Genomic DNA, 17,738 nt, shown 5'->3' with positions numbered 1-17,738 from the left:
TTAAATTCCTTTTTTGCCGTTGGCACCATCAATCATTGGCAGGTCTAGTTCTTGCTCAATCGCGCATTTTTTTGCGATATCGTATCCGGCATCAGCATGGCGCATAACACCAGTTGCAGGGTCATTCCAAAGTACGCGACCTAAGCGATTAGCGGCTGCATCAGTACCGTCAGCTACAATAACAACGCCAGAGTGTTGACTAAAGCCCATGCCAACACCACCACCATGATGAATACTTACCCAGGTAGCACCACCCGAAGTAGAAAGTAAGGCGTTCAGTAATGGCCAATCTGAAACTGCATCTGAGCCGTCTAACATACTTTCAGTTTCACGATTAGGCGAAGCAACTGAGCCTGAATCTAAGTGATCACGACCAATAACTACTGGCGCTGAAAGCTCACCATTTCTTACCATTTCATTAAAAGCTAAGGCTAAACGAGCGCGGTCTTTTAAACCGACCCAACAAATACGTGCAGGCAAGCCTTGGAATTCAATGCGCTCACGAGCCATATCCAACCAGTTGTGTAAGTGAGGGTTATCAGGAATTAATTCTTTTACTTTGGCATCGGTTTTGTAAATATCTTCTGGGTCGCCAGAAAGAGCCACCCAGCGGAAAGGTCCGATGCCTTCACAAAATAATGGGCGCACATAAGCAGGCACAAATCCAGGAAAGTCAAAGGCATTTTTAACACCTTCTTCCATTGCCATTTGGCGAATGTTATTACCATAGTCTGTTGTAGCTGAGCCAGCCGTTTGTAGATCAAGCATTGCTTGTACTTGTACTGCCATTGATTTTTTAGCAGCTTTTACTACAGTTGCTTCATCTTTTTTACGCATTTCTGCGGCATACTCCATGGTCCACCCTTGCGGCAAATAACCATTTAATGGATCATGAGCAGATGTTTGATCAGTTGTTACATCTGGAGTGATACCACGTTTAACTAATTCTGGAAAAACATCAGCGGCATTACCTAACAAACCTACTGATATAGCTTCTCCTTTAGATATAGCATCATTAATCATCGCCAATGCTTCATCTAGTGATGTTGCTTTTTTATCAACATAGCGTGTATTAATACGAAAATCGATACGAGTTTCATCACATTCAACAACAAGTGCTGAAAACCCTGCCATCGTCGCTGCTAGTGGTTGAGCACCCCCCATACCACCTAGACCACCTGTAAGTACCCACCGACCTTTGGCATTGCCACCAAAATGTTGTTTTGCCATTGCAACAAATGTTTCATAAGTACCTTGGACAATGCCTTGTGAACCGATGTATATCCATGAACCAGCGGTCATTTGACCATACATCATTAAGCCTTTTTTATCTAACTCGTTGAAGTGCTCCCAGTCTCCCCAATTTGGTACAAGGTTAGAATTAGCAATCAATACGCGTGGTGCATCGGCATGAGTTTTGAAAACGCCTACAGGTTTTCCAGATTGCACCATTAAAGTTTCGTCATTTTCTAAACGGTTTAAAACCTCAATGATTTTGTCATAACATTCCCAATTACGCGCTGCACGACCAATTCCACCATACACAACTAATGACTGTGGATGTTCTGCAACCTCAGGATCCAAATTGTTCATTAACATTCGCTTAGCAGCTTCCGTTAACCAATTTTTTGCAGTAATTTTACTGCCTCTGTCAGCTCTAACTACACGGCTATTATCTATTCGAGTATCTTGTAAAGAGTTAGTTGAGTTCATGGAAAGATCCTTAATTATAGAAAACACAATGCAGCTCGTAGTTTTTTAAGCCACCACCAAGTTGTATATACAATTACATATTATTGTTGTATATACAACAATAATATGTAAGATTAACCCATTGGTTCCTAAAAAATGTTAAATCATATGACTTCTGATAATTGGGAAATTTTATTCATTGATTTTAATCTAGCAACAATGACTAACAGCAGTTCAAATTATGGTGAAATCCTTGGCGGTGCAATTGCTATTGGTAGTGGAAAAATTTTATGGATTGGTAAAAAAGGCAATTTGCCCAATTATAACCCTGATAAAGTAAAGGTCGTTCACGGCAATGGACAATGGATTACACCTGGATTAATTGATTGTCATACACACATAATATACGGTTCTAATCGAGCGAAAGAATTTGAAATGCGTTTAAAAGGTAAAAGCTACCAAGAAATTGCAGGGGCTGGTGGTGGTATTATTTCTACCGTCGAAGCAACACGGAAAGCTAGCCAAGATGAACTTTATGAAGGTGCACTTAAAAGACTCAATACATTAAAAAATGAAGGCGTAACTACCATTGAAATCAAGTCTGGATATGGACTCGATTTAGAAAATGAAATAAAGATTTTGAACGTTGCTAAAATGTTAGATAAGAATTCACCTTTATCTATTCACAAGACATTTTTAGGTGCCCATACTGTTCCCCCAGAATACAAAAATAACCCCGATGATTATATAAGAATTGTATCAGAAGAAATGATCCCCAAAATAGCGAAATTAAAACTCGCTGAAACTGTGGACGTATTTTGTGAAAACATTGGGTTTAACATTCAACAAACTGAAAAAGTATTTAAAGCTGCCGTAAAAAATGATTTGAAAGTAAGAATTCACGCTGAGCAGTTATCAAATATAGGCGGAACAAAAATAGCTGCACAATATAATGCACTGTCAAGTGATCATATAGAATTCATTGATGAAGAGGGAATAAATGCAATGACAGAAAAAGGTATGGTTGCAGTATTACTCCCTGGAGCTTATTATTTTCTCCGAGAGACAAAAACTCCTCCTATTGAATTGTTAAGAAATAATAACGTTTCAATCGCGATAGCGACAGATTCAAATCCAGGCACATCACCTATTAATTCAATATTGTTAATGTTAAATATGGCGTGTACACTGTTTAAGTTGACTCCAACAGAAGCGTTAGCTGGAATCACATGCAATGCAGCAAAAGCATTAGGTATTGAAAACACAACAGGTAAATTGGAAGAAGGTCTGAATGCAGACATAGCCAATTGGGATATCGAACACCCTTCAGAGCTATCTTATCAATTTGGTGTTAATTATTTATTATCGCTTTATAAGGAAGGAGAGTTAATTACGTAACTATCGTATTTTCTGACATTGAAAAATACGACTCCCTAACTTGTATAGTAAATTGAACTAATGTGGAAAAATTAAAATTAAAAAACACATAGCAACTCTCTGTAGTATTTTTATAAGTATGCTGGTTAATGCAGACACAATTAATGTTCATTTAAATGATGAGCCTTTCCTGTCATCATACAATAATGAAAGTAAAGTGTACTCTGGCATAGCAATTGACATCCTTAACCTTTTATTTAAAGAAACAGACGATAAATTTGAAATCGTCATAGAACCAGTCGCAAGAATTAAACAAGCACACTTGCAAGGTAAGAATAAGTTATTTATCAGTTTGATAAAAAATCAAACTGAATTCAAGAATGAATACTATATAGGCTCAATATCTCATTTCCCTATAAACATTTACAAATTCAAATCTAAAAACGATATAAAACTAACTAACATAAATAATCTTAGAAACTATTCATTTGGTGTCGTTCGAAAAGGATCGCGTCACAATTATTTTAAATCATTAAATTTTGTTGATAGTTATAAACATCACATAGTTTCTTCAGATAAACAAAATATCTTGCGTTTTTTTATCGGGAGAACTGATTTACTTATTGAAAACCCAATGGTATTAAAATACTTTGCCAAAAAAGAAAATATTGACCTTACACTTGTCGAAAGTTTAATGACAATTGACGATCTTTCAGGTGATATAGGAATTTTCTTTAGTGAATCAACTGACTTTGAATTGGTTGAAAAGTATCAGCAAGCCCTGTCAAACCTCAAAAATACAGATCGATATAAAACGATACTTAAACGATATGGTATTAATTAAATCTAAGCTGACAAAACACCGCTAGAAAACGGTTAACTGTTAGCTCAGGTCTGAGCTACTACAGTTAACCGGATAAATTTCTTTGAGGAAGTATATATAAACTAATACAAATTAATGCTTATGTTCTTTCTTAGGTTTATAATCACGGCTAGAAGAGTGACTGTGTACTAATTTCCATACATCACCAACTTTTCTAAAAAGAAATGTTTGGTAACCACTTTTATCAAACTCACGGCCACTTTTATTTACTTTTCCTTTCACGCGTGTATCAGCAATAACCCAAGCAAAGCTCTTGTTTTTACCTTCAAAATGAACCTCAATATCACTGAAATTCAGCTTCAAATATTCCAGTGCATCTTTTTCAGGCTCAACATGATGTTCAACTAATGAATCTAACCCTGCATTTTGTCCACCACCTTCTATATATCGAGCACCTTTAAAATCAAGAAAGTTTTTTCTAAATGGCGCACCGTCTCCATTTTCCCAACCATATTTAATACTCGAAATGATATCGATTATTGCCTGTTTATCTTTGTCTTGATATTTCTCATCGCCATGAGCAAAACTAACAAAACTTATGACGACTAAAATAGTTGCTGTAATATATTTGATCATTCTTTTATCCTTTATTATTTACTTAAATTATAAGTTTGACCAATGGATACGGACTATTTTCCATTCACCATGCTGTTTTTCTAATACCATAGTTTCCATTCCTTCGTAATTACGTTCTTTTCCTTTGTATGTTCCTGTGGTCTTGCTGCGAGACATCGAAACAGCACTGTTACCCATGACTTTTACATTATGCTCTAATGATTCACTATGAGTGGCAGAAAGATATTTCATATCTGACAACATATGATGGTGAGCGTATTCATCAGCAGAACGCTCCACTCTCCCTCCTTCAAAAATTAACACATCGTCAGCCAATAGTTTTCTCGCTGAAGTTTTATCTCCTGTTTTCAACGCCTGATGGAATTGAGTAACCACTCTTCCGGCAGATGAATCAACACCGATAAACATTTCATTCTTTTGTTCCGAATGGTGTGCATTATCTTGAGCAATACTTACACTTCCCCAAAATACCCCCGCTAAACAGACAATCATCATTGGAAATTTATTTTTTATCATTATTTTCCCTTTTTTAGTTTAGTTGGATGTTATTCTATCGCTGTAAGCACTTGGTATTGCTCAGGAGTCAAAGTCGGTAAACGCTTTATAAAAGCGACCATTGCCCAGATACGATGATCATCATGCGTTTTACCCCATGCTGGCATTCCGGATGCTTTGATACCATGTTTTATTACCCAAAAATGCTTACGAGCAGACTCTATTTCATCACCTTGTTCATTTCCTTTATGGCTTTCACCTGAAACTGCCAAATTAGGTGGTACAGGATATAACCCTAAGCTCATATCACTTTCTATTTGATCTGGTTTTAAATGACAACTAGAACACATGTATTCGTAATCAGCACCACCTGTTAGTAACAATTCAGGGTCACTTAAATCAGGCACTTCAATAGATTGCGCAGCTTTTTTAATAGAGTTTTCTCTGGTTTGTTCTAATAACCAAAAGACCAAATCACTATGAGGCTCATCTGCTGCAACATTAACAATACCTGAGTACATGACAGTAGCCCCACCACCTACACCTAAGGCAGCAAGCAGTAATAGAAATTTAAATATTTTCATACGCTTTCCTTTTGAGACAGAAGTCACTTAACACAAGTATTAAGTGACTAATAAAGTTAATTAATGATTATGCTCGTTTTGATCATCTTTCTTTTTTGTTTTATGCTCATCTTTTTTCATTTTGCTGTGATCCATTTTACTGTGATCCATTTTGCTATGGTCCATCTTTCCTTTTGATTTCTCAGCTTGCTTCATACATTTTTTCATCATGGCAATAGCAACTGGATCTTTCATATCCATTTTGCTGTGGTCCATTTTGCTACAATCAGCTTTTTCTGCTTTTTTTACATGTAGTTTTGGATCATGTGCAGTTGCGCTAATTGATAAAGTAATTGCAGGTATTACTATAAAAGCAACTTTTCTAAAATTTTTCATTTTTTTCTCCAGTTAAAAGTGTTTAGGTAAAATCATCAAAAGCTATTGCGCTGTCTTTAACGCCCTTCGCTTTTAAGAAGTTAATTGTTTCTGTCATCATATTTTTAGGCCCACATAAATAAAACTCTAAGTCGTCAATGTGTCCTAATGTTTCAAAATTTAGTGATAAAATTTCTTGTGCATAGCCAGTTGCTCCCAACCAATCATCACTAGGCTTCGAAAGAGTTGGATAATAATGAAAACTCTCATTATTTTCTGCGAATCGGTAAAACTCATCAGCATAAAGCAAATCATCTTCTGAGCGTGCTCCATAGAAGAAATGAATATTTCTTAAATTAATATTTTCTATGTTTTTTATAGCCACTTGCTCTTCGATTAATGATTTTAGAGGTGCCATTCCTGAGCCAGCACCTAATAGAACCATAGTTTTTTGGCTATTTTTCTTAGCAAAAAACTCTTCAAAAGGTCCGATAGCCTCTATTGATGTGCCTTCAGCCATGTTACATAAATAACTAGAACCAACACCCGGTAAAGTTTTATGTTGTGGGGCCGTTTGTATTTTAATTGTAAAAACTAACTCATCCGTGACCAATGGTGACTCTGCTAATGAATAGCTACGTGTACATGCAAGATGTTCATACTCTAATTGTTCTATATGGTGCCAATTAGCTTTTAAATGTTCAGGCAGATTTAGTGGAATTGAGACACCTTTTCCTGCTGGAATAAAAAATCGCATAAATGCACCAGCTTTATAAGATATAGGAACTTCACCTAGTACTTTAAAACGTAACTCTTTCATAAAAGGAGTTAAAAAACGACTTTCAGATAATACTAAGGTATGTTTTTTAGCTTCCGTCACATCCATTAAAGTCATATGTTCTACATCCGTACTAAAATGCTGACAAGCTAAACGATAACCTTGCTGTAACTCTTTATCACTAAAATGTACGTGATCTGCTGATGTTGATTTAAGCATAGGGTTTATCATTACTCTACAACGACCACAAGTTCCTCCCCCACCACAAGTTGAAGGTAATGCAATATCATGCTCAATAAGCCCATCTAGTAGGTTAGTATGGTTAGATAGTATTACAGTGCCCATACTTTTTTGGTTTTTGTCAAATAGCTTAACCCCTTGTGATTTAGAAAAATATTTAATTCTATATTGTCCACGCAAGCCAAGATCTACTGTCCAAATAAGTCCACTGAACGATAACCAAAGCGTAATAAAAGCGAACAATATTATTTGAATATTATTAAAGCTTCCTTCATTAGCATAATCCATGAAATGCAGCATAAAAAAGATCCCAGCAAAGCGTTTATGATCATCACTATGACCAACTAATCGCCCTGATTCAGCCTCAATGTATACGCTTGTATTAATATCGTTAACAAAGTTTATTTGCCAGGCGGCATTCTTCTGTTTTGGAAAGTCTTCTATAGGCGGGTGAAGGAGTTTAATTGAGCTAGTATCACTTGGCCCATTATACGATTGTTTTGCAATTTCTAATGCTAAAGTGCTATCTATAACCACTTTATCACCAGTTAATGCATTAACTAAGCTATAACGATTTTTAAAGTTTTTATATAGCCCTTTTTGATGAGTTAATAAATAGTATGCTTGCCCTAATATATAGGTAGGCTCTATTGAGATTGCAGGTTTAAAATTATTCAATACCTCCTTTAAATCAATAAAGTTGTTATTATTAACTTCAGTCTGATGGTGCGCATGACTTCTATACGTATGACCCGCAGCTTTGGTATGATCCATTAAGTTAAAATAAATGCCACTCAACAACCATAATAAAAACTGAATGCCAACTATCACAGAAGCCCATTTATGTATCTTTCTAATTAAAATCATTATTTAGCCTCCCCATTAAGCAATAATTCATCATCAAGTTTAGATGGCTTAAATACTCTAAAATACGTTAATACCAAACCTGCTAGGGCGGCTAATATACTGAATAAAGTCACCCAAAAAAGTAAGGAATTATCAATTTCGCCTTTCTCATAATCCATCGCATGAAACCTAAACATCCAATCAAAAATACGCCAGAACTCATGTCTCTTTGCTAGTAAATTGCCGTTCGTTGCTGATATATATATGGATGGACTTCCTAAGTCAGTAAAATTGACTCTCCATGCAGGCAGTGCATTATGCACCCTCCTACTTAATTCAAAAGGAGGATTGTCTGTGATCAACTCTACACTTGCCACTTCATCACTACCTGTAAATGAATGTTTTGCTGCTTTAATAGCCAAAGATTTATTTAATGGTGTTAATAACTCGCCATTACTTGCATCAAGCAAATAAAACTCTTCTTTATCTCCATTTTTAACCGTAAAGCGGTAAACTTCTTTATCAATAAACTTACCAAGGCTAACTTTTTCAGCGTCCGGATAGATTTTCTTGATGTCTTTTAACGACAAATTAATGTTATTTGTATTAATTTTAGTTTGATGGTTCTTTACCAAGGTATCACCATGAATATAATCAATATCAAAAAACACCATATAAGCCCCTGTAACAGACCAAATAACAAATTGCGAACCTAAAAACAGCATTAACCATTTATGATATTTACGGCTACTTTTTAATAAGCTAAATGGCTTCTTTTTAGTTTTATCATTGTCTTCTAATGAGTTAGCACGCCATAAATAAAATAGTGCTGGTAAAACCAATAAGGTCAAAATAACGGCACTAAACATACCTCCCACCATAGGCGCAGCTATACGACTCATCACTTCTGAGCCAGTACCTGTACCATATAAAATAGGCAATAAACCAACAATGACTGTACCAGCGGTCATCATTACTGGACGAACTCGTAAGCCAGCACCATGTAACACTGCTTGAAGTACATCAGCTTTAGAGGTTGAAATAGCTCTTTCTTGATGATCCGTAATCATTTCTTTATAGGCTTGATTTAAATAAACCAACATTATGACGCCTATCTCTACAGCAACTCCCGCTAACGCAATAAAACCGACACCAACAGCAACTGAAAAGTTATACCCTTCGAGATACATCAACCAGATACTACCAACCATAGCAAGTGGTAAAGTTCCCATAATCATTGCAACTTCAATGAAGTTTCTAAAGTTTAGATACAATAGAATAATGATAATGAAAAGCGTTAATGGTACAACGTAAGTTAATTTGGCTTTTGCGCGTTCCATATATTCATATTGGCCCGCCCAATTTATTGAGTAGCCAGATGGTAGCTGTAACTTGTCTGCGACAACCTTTTTTGCCTCAACAACGTAAGTTCCTACATCTACCCCTTCAATATCAACAAATGCCCAACCATTTAATCGTGCATTTTCTGACTTAATACCCGGAGGCCCATCTTCAATAAAGACATGAGCAACATCGCCTAATGAAATCCTTTGACCATTAGGCGTAACAATCGGTAATAAAGAAAGTTGCTCTGGAGAGTTACGATAATCCTGCGGGTAACGTAAGTTCACAGGGTAGCGTTCCAACCCTTCAACAGTTTTAGTAACATTCATCCCTCCAATAGCCGTAGCAACCACTTGTTGAATTTCAGCAATATTTAAACCATAACGAGCCGCTTTTGCACGATGAATATCAACTTTAACGTAACGACCACCCGCAACCCGTTCAGAGTAAACAGATGCAGTACCCTGAACATCTTTCAAGACTTCTTCTAATTGTTTACCAATATCTTGAATTACTGATAAGTCAGGTCCCGCTACTTTAATTCCAACAGGGGTCTTAATCCCTGTTGCTAACATATCAATACGTGTTTTTATAGGCATTACCCACGCATTGGTTACACCAGGCAATTTAACTAAAGTATCCAGTTCTTTTTTTAAGCTTTCCGTAGTAACGCCTTCACGCCACTCTTCCTTGGGTTTTAATTGAATAAAGCTTTCAATCATTGTCAATGGCGCAGGATCTGTTGCAGTTTCAGCACGGCCAACTTTACCAAACACAGTCTCTACTTCAGGAATCGTTTTAATTAGCTTGTCTGTTTGTTGCAATAACTGCCTTGCTTGACCTATAGAAATACCAGGGTACGTGGTAGGCATATACATTAAGTCACCCTCATCAAGCGGTGGAATAAATTCACTACCAATCTTATCAAGTGGATAAATACCAACAGCAAGAACAGCTAAAGCGGCTAAAATGGTTGATTTTGGAAAACGTAAAACAGCCTTCAAGGCTGGCATATAAATATAAGTTAACCCCTTATTTACCGGGTTCTTATGCTCAGGAAGTACTTTACCTCGGATAAAGTACCCCATTAAAACTGGCACTAAGGTAATAGCAAGTGCCGCTGATGCAGCCATTGCATAAGTTTTAGTAAAAGCAAGAGGAGCAAACATTCGGCCTTCCTGAGCTTCTAAGGTAAACACAGGAACAAAACTAACGGTAATGATCAGTAATGTAAAAAATAATGCTGGACCTACTTCACTTGCTGATTCAATTACAATTTGCCATCGGTTTTCTTTAGTTAATGGTGTTTTCTCCATATGTTTATGCATGTTTTCAATCATGACAATTGCACCATCAACCATTGCGCCAATAGCAATGGCAATACCACCTAATGACATAATATTGGCATTCAGCCCTTGCCAATGCATCACAGCAAAAGCTGTTAATATTCCAACAGGAATACTAAAAATTGCCACTAAAGATGAACGCACGTGAAATAAGAAAATTATGCATACAAGAGCAACAACACCGAATTCTTCTAGTAATTTATAAGATAGATTATCTACTGCCCTTTCAATTAACGCAGATCTATCATAAACAGGAACAATTTCAACACCGTCAGGTAAACCTTTTTTAAGTTGTTCAAGCTTATCTTTAACACCATTTATCACTTGTTGAGCATTTTCACCAAAGCGCATGACTACGATACCGCCTACGGTTTCACCTTCTCCGTTAAGTTCGGCGATACCACGGCGCATTTGTGGTCCAGTACCAATTTCGGCAACATCTTTCAACAGTAGTGGTGTACCATTTTGGTTAACCCCCAAGGGGATATTTTCTAAATCATCAACATTTTTTAAATAACCTGTTGCTCGAACCATGTATTCTGCTTCAGCCATCTCTACAACTGAGGCACCTATTTCCTGGTTGCCCTGCTTTATCGCTGTTTGAATTAACGATAAAGGAATACCAAATGCTCTTAATTTATCTGGATTGACTCTTACTTGATATTGCTTAACCATTCCACCAAGTGCTGCAACTTCAGAAACACCAGGCACAGTTTGTAGTTCAAATTTTAAAAACCAGTCTTGAATACTACGTAATTGGCTTAAGTCATGTTGGCCTGTTTTATCCACTAAAGCATATAAATATACCCAGCCAACTCCCGTAGCATCGGGGCCTAATTGTGGTCTTGCCTCACTCGGTAAGCTTGGTGCTACTTGACTCAAATATTCAAGCACTCTGGAACGTGCCCAATATAAATCAGTATCTTCATCAAAGATGACATAGACATAAGAGTCACCAAAGAAAGAATACCCTCTTACGGTAACAGCGCCTGGTACAGAAAGCATTGCTGTAGTCATAGGGTACGTCACTTGGTCTTCAACCACTTGTGGTGCTTGACCAGGGTAACTTGTCTTAATTATCACTTGCACATCAGATAAATCTGGTAGTGCATCAATAGGGGTTTTGTTGATTGAGTACAAACCTACGCCAACCAATAAGAATGTCGCCAGTAATACGAAAAACCGATTACCAACTGACCAACGAATTATAGAAGCAATCATTAGTAGTATACTCCTACACTAGTGGTTTGAGTGATCAACAACAGTTTCTTCATTTGAAGAACTATTAGCTTTTTCACTCTCAATTAGTTGAAAAATTTCAACAATGACAAAGTTACCGTTACGGATCTCAAAGGTAAACTTAACCTCCATTCCTTGTTCAAACGGTGATAAACTTACTCCTTCTGCGGTAATAAAATCTACCGTTGCAGCAGGTCTACTCCATTTCTCAATAGCAGAACGACTAATATTGATCATCCCATGATCAATCATTAATGAGTTAATTGTGCCTGTTACTGTGGCAGAGCTTACATCGCTATCTGTCTCTATTGCTGTATCATTGTTAGAGCTTTCATCAGGGACATGAATATTAGTCACCAGATAGTCTCCGCTTGATGATTTAGTCACTTCTACATGTAAGTTAAGACCTTCGTTAAGCTGTGAGAAATCAACTGAATCATTGGCAATGAAATCCATTGTCATTTCTGGCCAATCCCACTCAGGTATTGCATCGTGAGTTAATGTCAACATTTTGTGATTAGCCATCAAACTTTGTATTTGTGCCGAGACCCACACTGAAGAAGGTACTGAATCATCTGCATCAGCAATAACGCTATTCATACGCTTGAAGTCTGAAGACTTACTTGACTCTGAATCTAATAAGAACTGTGCTGAACTAACCACTTTTTCCCCGTCACTTAATCCTTCAAGTATTTCAACACTTTCACTATCGTATCGCCCTACAGAAACAGCTACTGATTTAAAACTCCCCTCACCAAGGGCGAGAACAACTCTATCTTGGTTTCCTGTTCTAATAAGTGCTTCTTTAGGGATCAACAAAACTTGCTCATCACCCGTTGTGTGAATTGCAATTTGAGCAAACATGTTAGGTTTGAACTCACCCTCTTCATTTTTAAAACGAAGACGTACTTTTACGGTGCGAGTTTTTGCATCTAGTGTCGGGTAAATATAATCAACTTTTCCTTGCCAAGTTTTTCCTGGTAAGTAATCAAGCGTCATGGTTACTGGGGTGCCTGTTTTGACTTGACCCGCTTGACGCTCAAACACCTCAGCTTCAACCCATACTTCCGATAAATCACCAATTGACATCAAGGTAGAGCCTGGCTTAACAAAGAATCCTTCACGTATTTTTAAATTTTCCACCACGCCATTTTGTGGAGAATAAAAAGTAATTGTTTGCTGTACTTTCTTTGTTTTCTTCAGTTTTACAATTGATGATTGTGGAAGTTGTAGTGCTGACAATCGATTTTCAGCAGCACTAATTAATCGACTATTTTTACGATCTAACGCTAATAATAATTCTTCTTGAGCATTAACTAATTCAGGGGAATAAATTTCATAAAGAGGTTGTCCTTTCTTAACAGGATCTCCAACAGCCTTAACATATAGTTTTTCAATCCATCCTTGTACACGTGGATGGATATGAACTAACTTATCTTCGTCATAAGCAACATATCCAACGGTATTTATTTCAGTGTGTAATGATTTATAACTAACTATTGCCGTTCTTACACCGAGGTTATTTACAACATCAGGAGAGATACGAATGGTTCCGGGACCTTCATCAGGTCCTTTACCACCATCGTCGTATACAGGTACCAAATCCATACCCATTGGTGATTTTCCTGGCTTATCTCTTTTGTAGTTCGCGTCCATTGGAGCTACCCAATAAAGCGGCTTATTTTCAGCCGTTACAACAGAGCTTGCTTCTCCACTCTTTGTAGGGGTCATAAAGCTATAAACCCCAAATGTTAAAAAGCCACCGATAACCATGCCAATTACTATTGGCTTAATATTGTTGTTCATTATTCTTCTCCCGAAATAACAGTGAAACCACTATTATTTGATAAATTCATATTTTTGTTACTAACGACAGGTTCTCTGCTGCCTATAAAAAGGTAATTAAGTTCTAGTAATAACTTCTGCTCTTCGACATTAAGCGTTAACTCATCTATTTCCGCATTTAATACAGCGATTCGTGAGCGAACTACTTCGGCAAAGTCACCATCATCATTGGTGTAGGCTGTTAGCGAAGCTTCAGCTTGATCATGGATTTGAGGCAGTAGCTTGTCTTTGTATAAGTTCTGTCTATCTTTCAATCGAAGTAAGCGCCCTTTTGCACTGGAGTATGATGCGAGCAATTTCCTCATCAATAATAATTTTTCAGTTTTTATAGCTTCTGTTTTTGAAATAGCTGACTTAACTTCTTTGTCCTGTCTATTATCTGTAAAAAGCGGCAAGTCAAAAGTAACCCCTACAGAGAACAAGTCCGCTCGACTATTTCCCATTGGATCATCATCACGGTAACCATAACTAGCATTAACTCCCCACTCAGGTTTGTATTTTTGCTTTGCCAATTTAATTCCAGTTTTTGTTGATTTAATTTTCTTTTCAACTGCGACAAGTGAAGGGTGATTAGCAATATACTTTGCCAGTTCACTAGGGCGTAACCAGCTATCTGTAAGAACTATATTGCTATTTACTAGGTCAATTTGAGGTAATTGCTTAGTCAAAACGATATTATGAAGGTTAAAATCATCGTCTACATAAGTTTCACTTTGAGAACTTTTCTCTATAGAAAACTCTGTTAACCATTGAGACAACATACCTTCAAAGCGGTTTTGTTGTTGTCTTAAGACATCTAAACGATCTTCTAATCTTGTAAGCTCCAATTGCGCTCTTACAATATCTTGCTGCCTTGTTTTACCTAAAGTAGACGAATAACTTGCTTCAGCAACATCCGCTAACTGTTCAAAAAGTGTTCTGTTTTTTTCAATTAAAGCAATACTTTCTTGAACTCTGTATGCATCCAACCAAAGGCTACCAACAGTAACAGCTACTTTGGACTCTCGATCTTTTCGTTGATACGGGAATGATTCACTTTCAATCTTGAGTTGTTCTCGTTTAATCAACAATGTATCCCCACGAGGAAACATTTGAGATATGCCAACTTTCGCTTGTGTCATTCCCTCTTGTCCAAAATCAAAGCCATCTGTAGGTAAATTGGCTAACCCTATAGATACTTTCGGATCTGGTAACGTGCCTACGGCTGTACTCATCGCTTCAATAGCATTTTGCTTATGAACATTTCCCGTTAACCATGGATCATTCTTCTGCGCAGACTTGATAGCTTTCTCAAAAGTTAAGGCTGAACTAGAAGTAATAGTAGGAATATCAGCAGAATTTGCAGTTAGCACTGTAAGAGCTAACATACCCGCACAGTATTTCACGCTTAAACTTCTGATATTTTTAAATTTATTCATTAAAACTGCTCCTCATAAGATTGAACGCTAGCATAGACCTCATAAGCGCCCCCTTTCTTAAGTAATAACACTTTATAAGGTTGAAATTTATCACCTACTTCCATACCGGGAGTTCCCGCTGGCATTGCAGGAACAGATAATCCAATAACATCGTCAGAGTGTTTTTCTTTTAAAAATTTATGAATAAATTTGGCAGGAACATGCCCTTCAAATGCATAACCATCTTTTGATATAGCGGTATGACAAGAACGGTATCGAGGCTCTATTCCTTTCTCTTCTTTAACCGCTGTAAAGTTTTGATAATTATGAACTTTTGATTCGAACCCTTGCTCATTTATATGGCTAACCCATTTTTTGCAGCAACCACATGTAGGACTCTTATAAACCTCTAAAAGAATAGGATGAGGTTTAGCATTTTGTGTTTTAGATGAAGTCACTGAAACTTCTTCTTTTGAACAACTTGCAATAGCAATGACTAAAGTAAAGGCAGCAACAGCCTTTAACGTAAATTTTTTGGAAAACATAACCCCCCCAAAGGGATATCAATTAATATTTGAATTGATTAGGTTATTCTTGATTTTGCTTAAAATACTTAAACGCAGAGATCAAAAAGCCTAATACAGATAATTTTCATATAAGTGAGCCAAATTTTAGGCGCAATTATTCTGTATTTAGCTTAATATGGGAGGTCTATATAGAGAGGATGAGGATTGACTTTGAGCCAAGTATAAATATGAGAATATTTTTGATGATGAATCAATAAACAGACTATCATTTGTATCTTTCATTAGCGCAGCGATACTTGAGCACCCTCCAGTAAAGCAACTACAACTATTAACACAACAGTCATCTTTTTCTTCATCTGAGTCATCAGACGAATGACTCATCATAGAGTGGTCACTATGATCCATCATTGACATAGTTTGCATTTGTTCTTGCCCACCATCTCCCTTCATACTCATCATATGATAAGACATAACAGTAGACGCGACCGCTTGACAAACAAAGGTCAAACAGACTAGCAGTACCATTAATGTTTTGGAGAAATTAGAATTCACAGCTAACCAACAAAATATTTCAATTAATTACATACTCACATAACAAGTGCTATTTTTCAACAAATTAATTTTAAAACAATGTATAAGTTTATAAGTACTTACCAGAACACATTAATGGTAAGAAACTTTAATATATTGACAGAAAGCCACGATTATCATAGATATTTGAAAGCGATAGCTCTAGCTGAAATACTTTTCTTAATCAACAACACTGATTGATATTGATTTTCCTTGTGCTTTTTCATAAACGCCTCTCACAATAGCTCCCATATCTAAATCCCCTAACGCATTATTACTAAATGCTTTGATAAGTATTTTTACAAAACAGGTAGCGAGATTGCTTTACCACTACAGATGAATCAACAAAAGTAAACCCTCATTTTGACATTATCAACAGACGACTCTATTGGTTACTCTCTTAATGATTCATTCATATAGAATTCTCCAAGTAATCCATATCACAAAATGGTCGAATACTTGTGGAGAAATATGATTGATGAAGAATGATTGGGAATTTTCGTGCGTCTTTATGGTTTAGCAGTATTTCTTTAACGCCATTACTAAATTCACAATAATTGATCATAGACATAGCGGGTGATTCAACATGAATACATTCGAATATCAGCCTTTGCTGCTCAAAATAAAATATAAAAACCTGCTTCTCTAAAATATCTCTAATTGATATTTTAAGTGTTGGTAAATTACTGTTGATTCCTTCTGTTAAACTTGGGGATAAAGGAAAACCATATACCGCGTACCTTTTTCCCTCAATGCTATACACATAAGGAACTTCATCATCACAAAATGAATCGAAATTGGTAAAAAAGTTAACCGTATTTAAAAACCAGCTTTTATGCTCGTCTATAAATGGACTTTCAGCTATGGCAATTTCTGAATCTTCGTTATCCTGTTTTAGATTTTTAACTAATGATTTATCAAAATTATTTTCTCTAAAATTTTTCGGATAAAATGTAGTGGCAATGAGTCGATATGCAATTTGATTAATTCTGAAATCACAATAAAGAACGGCTTCGTTATTGTTCAACGTTTTAAAATAAGGTTTCCAGTCAAGACTAAACTCACTTGGCGCAGCAATAATGTATTTCGATTCATCTCCTAAACCGAATAGCTCATAAATAATAGAAATTAATCGAACCTTGCTTACATTAATTACTACCATTCCTTCAAGGCGTTTTGCCATAAACTCAATGCTTTTATGTAGTTCATCAATAAGCAATTGATCCTCACATTCACAGATCAGAAGGTACTTTAACCAATGATGTTGAATTGTCCCAAATATTTTCGTACCGCACATCTCTTGAAAGAGTATTTCAGTTAAAGAATCATAATTTGGTGTGCAATAGATTGCCCTGGCTAATAAATCCTTACCATGAGCCTGAGGTATATTGAGTGAGTTAGCGAGAAATTTCGATTGAAGTCTCAATTTGTGATTTAAGGTTAGAGCTGAAATCATCTAGTTATCCATAAATTAAAACAAACAACAGCCTACTAACGCCAGTTTGTTAATTATGAAAACCAAATTTTTACGGATGCTCCGCTTCATCGTTCATACTTAATTATAAATATGTGTAGGCATAGGCTGTCCGTTCAGCCTTAAATGCAAATATAAATGAGTACAATGTCGTTGTAAACAGGAAGGAAT

13 protein-coding genes and 1 pseudogene are annotated in these 17,738 nt (G+C 36.4%); 2 read left to right on the top strand and 12 right to left on the bottom strand.

Annotated elements, in window-relative coordinates; translation table 11 throughout:
- Complete coding sequence (gene hutU, locus Q4493_RS07810; protein ID WP_303451187.1) at nucleotides 1-1,713, bottom strand: urocanate hydratase; 1,713 nt, start codon at nucleotides 1,711-1,713, stop codon at nucleotides 1-3.
- A 147-nt stretch (nucleotides 1,714-1,860) separates the two neighbouring features.
- On the opposite strand from hutU, the gene hutI reads away from it, so the two are divergent.
- Entirely contained in the window at nucleotides 1,861-3,090 is a 1,230-nt protein-coding gene (gene hutI, locus Q4493_RS07805; RefSeq protein ID WP_303451184.1) for an imidazolonepropionase, read from the top strand.
- A 118-nt stretch (nucleotides 3,091-3,208) separates the two neighbouring features.
- Nucleotides 3,209-3,913 carry an ABC transporter substrate-binding protein gene (locus Q4493_RS07800; RefSeq protein WP_303451183.1) on the top strand — a complete coding sequence of 235 codons (705 nt, stop codon included), beginning with the start codon at nucleotides 3,209-3,211 and terminating at the stop codon, nucleotides 3,911-3,913.
- A gap of 111 nt (nucleotides 3,914-4,024) precedes the next feature.
- On the opposite strand, the gene Q4493_RS07795 is transcribed toward Q4493_RS07800, so the two are convergent.
- From Q4493_RS07795 to Q4493_RS07745, 11 genes and pseudogenes are all read right to left on the bottom strand, one after another.
- Complete coding sequence (locus Q4493_RS07795) at nucleotides 4,025-4,528, bottom strand: nuclear transport factor 2 family protein (RefSeq protein ID WP_303451181.1); 504 nt, start codon at nucleotides 4,526-4,528, stop codon at nucleotides 4,025-4,027.
- Nucleotides 4,529-4,555: 27 nt separating this feature from the next.
- Nucleotides 4,556-5,020: a nuclear transport factor 2 family protein gene (locus Q4493_RS07790; protein ID WP_303451538.1), complete on the bottom strand. Its 465-nt coding sequence runs from the start codon at nucleotides 5,018-5,020 to the stop codon at nucleotides 4,556-4,558.
- Between the two features lie 53 nt (nucleotides 5,021-5,073).
- The gene (locus Q4493_RS07785) at nucleotides 5,074-5,607 is read right to left on the bottom strand and encodes a cytochrome c (protein ID WP_303451177.1); all 534 of its coding nucleotides are present in this window, start codon (nucleotides 5,605-5,607) and stop codon (nucleotides 5,074-5,076) included.
- A 60-nt stretch (nucleotides 5,608-5,667) separates the two neighbouring features.
- Nucleotides 5,668-5,982, bottom strand: coding sequence for a hypothetical protein (locus Q4493_RS07780; protein ID WP_303451175.1), 315 nt, complete (start codon nucleotides 5,980-5,982; stop codon nucleotides 5,668-5,670).
- Nucleotides 5,983-6,004: 22 nt separating this feature from the next.
- Nucleotides 6,005-7,846: a 2Fe-2S iron-sulfur cluster-binding protein gene (locus Q4493_RS07775; RefSeq protein ID WP_303451172.1), complete on the bottom strand. Its 1,842-nt coding sequence runs from the start codon at nucleotides 7,844-7,846 to the stop codon at nucleotides 6,005-6,007.
- Nucleotides 7,847-8,622: 776 nt separating this feature from the next.
- Nucleotides 8,623-11,736 (bottom strand): annotated as a pseudogene (locus Q4493_RS07770) (efflux RND transporter permease subunit); the annotation flags it as partial.
- 18 nt (nucleotides 11,737-11,754) lie between these two features.
- Nucleotides 11,755-13,560, bottom strand: a complete 1,806-nt coding sequence (locus Q4493_RS07765) for an efflux RND transporter periplasmic adaptor subunit (protein WP_303451169.1) — start codon at nucleotides 13,558-13,560, stop codon at nucleotides 11,755-11,757.
- Nucleotides 13,560-15,017 (bottom strand): TolC family protein, encoded by a 1,458-nt coding sequence (locus Q4493_RS07760; RefSeq protein ID WP_303451166.1) that lies wholly within the window; start codon nucleotides 15,015-15,017, stop codon nucleotides 13,560-13,562. The genes Q4493_RS07765 and Q4493_RS07760 overlap by 1 nt, the downstream gene beginning before the upstream one ends.
- Nucleotides 15,017-15,541, bottom strand: coding sequence for a DUF411 domain-containing protein (locus tag Q4493_RS07755; protein WP_085301222.1), 525 nt, complete (start codon nucleotides 15,539-15,541; stop codon nucleotides 15,017-15,019). Before Q4493_RS07755 ends, Q4493_RS07760 begins: the two co-directional genes overlap by 1 nt.
- A 147-nt stretch (nucleotides 15,542-15,688) precedes the next feature.
- Nucleotides 15,689-16,048 (bottom strand): hypothetical protein, encoded by a 360-nt coding sequence (locus tag Q4493_RS07750; RefSeq protein WP_303451163.1) that lies wholly within the window; start codon nucleotides 16,046-16,048, stop codon nucleotides 15,689-15,691.
- A gap of 457 nt (nucleotides 16,049-16,505) precedes the next feature.
- Entirely contained in the window at nucleotides 16,506-17,549 is a 1,044-nt protein-coding gene (locus Q4493_RS07745) for a hypothetical protein (protein ID WP_303451160.1), read from the bottom strand.
- Nucleotides 17,550-17,738: the final 189 nt, after the last annotated feature.

Origin of the sequence: Colwellia sp. 1_MG-2023, assembly GCF_030546755.1 — a bacterium.
Lineage (GTDB): Bacteria > Pseudomonadota > Gammaproteobacteria > Enterobacterales > Alteromonadaceae > Thalassotalea_H.
This window is presented reverse-complemented; position numbering and strand designations above follow the sequence as displayed.